The following is a 3,272-nucleotide window of genomic DNA, read 5'->3' as shown; positions in this document are numbered from 1 at the left end:
TTTGGTCCAATAGCACAAATTGGTGCTCCAGAAGATGAGGAAAAGCAGTTTGCAAGTTTAAACAAAGATCAAAATTTGGGCACCATCACTTTAGAAGAAGCCTTAGAGTTATTTTTACTGCCAAAAACTTTAGGAACTTACGAAGGTGAAGAAGTTATTGTTTCTAATGGACGTTTTGGACCTTACATTCGTTTCGGAAAAATGTTCGTTTCTTTAGATAAGGGAGAAGACCCCATGTCTGTTGATTTAGATAGAGCAGAAGAATTAATTGTTGCCAAACAAAAAGCAGATGCGCCTATTTATCATTATGAAGATTTACCTGTACAAAAAGGCGTTGGGCGATTTGGACCTTTCTTAAAATGGAATGGTATGTTTATCAACGTAAACAAAAAATACGATTTTGATAACCTTTCTGATGATGATATTGTGACGTTGATTGAAGAAAAGAAGCAGAAAGAAATTGACAAGGTTATTCATAATTGGGAAGATGTTGGTATACGAGTAGAAAAAGCAAGATGGGGACGTTTTAATGTGTTAAAAGGTAAAATTAAAATAGAGTTACCAAAAACAACCGCCATAGAAAAATTAACCAAAGAAGAGGCTGTTAAAATGATTGAAGCAAAAACACCAAAGAAAAAAGCAACAAAAAGAAAAACTACCGCAAAAAAAACCACTAAAAAGAAATAAGGTTTTCTTATATTGCATACGTTTTAAAATTTGTTAATGAATCCAGACTTTTTAACCCCTATAAAAGAGACTGTTGTAGCACATTTTGTGTTGCAATCAGAAAATTCTTTGGGTAATTTTATACGCTTACATACAGCAAAAGAAGGTTTACCAGAGTTAGACAATGTACAAATAGCAATATTTGGGGTACAAGAAGACAGAAACTCTCAAGATAATTTTGGTTGTGGAGAAGACTTACATTTTATCAGAAAAAAACTATATCAATTATTTCCTGGTAAATGGCATACAACCATTGCAGATTTAGGAAATGTAAAAAAAGGAAACTCAGTTTCAGATACCTACTTTGCAGTTAGAGAAATTGTAACCACACTATTAAAACAAAACATAATACCTGTAATTATTGGTGGTGGGCAAGATATTACTTACGTTAATTACAGAGCTTACGATAGTTTAGAGCAAACTGTAAATATTACTGCAGTAGATAGTCGTTTCGATTTAGGTAATTTAGAAGACGAATTAACCTCACAATCTTACCTCAGTAAAATTATCATGCAAGAACCTAATAATTTGTTTAATTATTGCAATGTTGGTTATCAAACCTATTTTAATTCTCAAGAAGAAATAAATCTGTTAGATAATTTGTTTTTTGATGCACATAGGTTAGGGAAATCAAAAGAATTAGAAAGTATAGAGCCTGCTTTTAGAAATTCAGATATTGTTTCTGTAGATATTGGCGCCATTCGTCAAAGTGAAGCACCAGCAAACAATAATGCATCTCCAAATGGGTTTTATGGCGAAGAAATTTGTGCCATTGCAAGATATGCAGGTATCAGTGATAAAGTATCCTCTTTTGGTATTTATGAGTACAATGCCAAGTACGATAAAAACCATCAAACAGCCCATTTAATAGCACAAATGATATGGTACTTTATAGAAGGTGTTAACTACAGAGTAAAAGATTATCCGTTTTCGGGTAAGGAGAATTATCAAAAATTTACAGTTTTATTAGAAGATGATGAACCCCTTACATTTTATAAAAGTAACAAATCTGGCAGATGGTGGATAGAAATAAATATTTTATCAAATAATAAATACAAAAGACATGCGTTAATACCATGTACATATAAAGATTACACAGAAGCAACAAAACAAATTATACCCGAAAAATGGTATAAGGCTATGAAAAAAATGGTGTAATTCACAAAAAAACAAAATTCAATACGTTAAATGCGAATTCAACATTGTTTTTTAGAAAAAAAAATAATAGGTTTACGAACTTTTTAGTAAAGATATATTAGAATATGAAGAAAGCAGCAATATTTGCACTTTTAATAGCAGTATTTTACAGTTGTGGCTCTAATGATAGAGGTGAATTGGTGGGTGTAAAAGTCAAGAAAAAATGGTTTTCAGAAAAACCTTATGGTATGGCATTAATACCAGGTGGTTCTTTTACCATGGGTAAGCAAGACCAAGACATAATTGGTACTATGAATGCGCCTACAAAAACTGTTACTGTTAGACCTTATTACATGGACGAAACAGAGATTACAAATAACGAGTACAAAGAATTTGTACATTGGGTTAGAGATTCTATTGTTAGAACAAGATTAGGTTACCAAGCAGAATTTGCAGCTATGGGTGCAAATCCAAATCCTGATGGCACACCACTTTCTGGAGGTATACACGATTATGCTTTTGCAACTGTAGACACAACAGACGCTACGCCTTATCAAAAATACATGTATGAAAATTATTGGAGTTTAGGTGATGGTATCGATTCTATAAAACCATTAAATTGGGAAACAGAATTGGTTTGGAAAAAGGAAGAATATCCAGATCTTGATTATGTAGAAGTGATGGATACACTTTACATAAGTAGAGACGAAGCTGTAGACGGAATCAGAACATTTAATCCAAAATATCTAAAATATAGATACTCTTGGTTTGATAGAGACAATGCAGCCAGAAAAGGAGGAAATAGAAAAGATTTTGTAGAAGTAGAAGTTTTAAACATTTATCCAGACACTACTGCATGGGTAAAAGACTTTAACTATTCTTACAACGATCCAATGCACCAAGATTATTTTTATCACCAGTCTTATGGAGATTACCCTGTTGTGGGTGTAACTTGGGATCAAGCAAATGCTTTTTGTAATTGGAGAACAAAAAAGAAAAACGATTACCTAAGAGGTAGAAAAAACGCGACACAAGTACCAGATTTTAGATTACCAACAGAAGCAGAATGGGAGTATGCTGCAAGAGGTGGTTTAGAATTTGCAACGTATCCTTGGGGTACAGGAGGTACCACAAGTGATAGAGGTTGTTTTTTAGCAAACTTTAAACCAGTAAGAGGTAATTATGCAGTAGATGGCGCTTTATATACAATGGAAGCAAAATCATTTAACGCAAACGATTATGGTTTGTATAACATGGCTGGTAACGTTTCTGAATGGACCAATACAGCTTACAACTTATCATCTTACTATATGGCTTCTACTATGAATCCAAATGTAGAGGATAGAAAAAATAAAAGAAAAATTGTACGTGGAGGTTCTTGGAAAGATGTAGCATACTTTTTAGAAGTA

The 3,272-nt window shown here is 32.9% G+C and carries 3 protein-coding genes; all 3 read left to right on the top strand.

Translation table 11 applies throughout. The features are described from left to right. Positions 1–687, top strand: a 687-nt coding sequence (locus ACTG3S_RS08795) for a topoisomerase C-terminal repeat-containing protein (protein WP_439128985.1), incomplete at its 5' end; no start/stop codon positions are given. Between the two features lie 36 nt (positions 688–723). Next, entirely contained in the window at positions 724–1,884 is a 1,161-nt protein-coding gene (locus ACTG3S_RS08790) for a formimidoylglutamase (RefSeq protein WP_439128984.1), read from the top strand. Between the two features lie 104 nt (positions 1,885–1,988). After that, positions 1,989–3,272, top strand: a 1,284-nt coding sequence (gene gldK, locus ACTG3S_RS08785; protein ID WP_439128983.1) for a gliding motility lipoprotein GldK, incomplete at its 3' end; no start/stop codon positions are given.

Origin of the sequence: Polaribacter sp., from assembly GCF_965656025.1 — a bacterium.
GTDB lineage: Bacteria > Bacteroidota > Bacteroidia > Flavobacteriales > Flavobacteriaceae > Polaribacter.
Note: the sequence above shows the minus strand (reverse complement) of the source record. Positions and strands in the feature narration are given on the sequence as shown.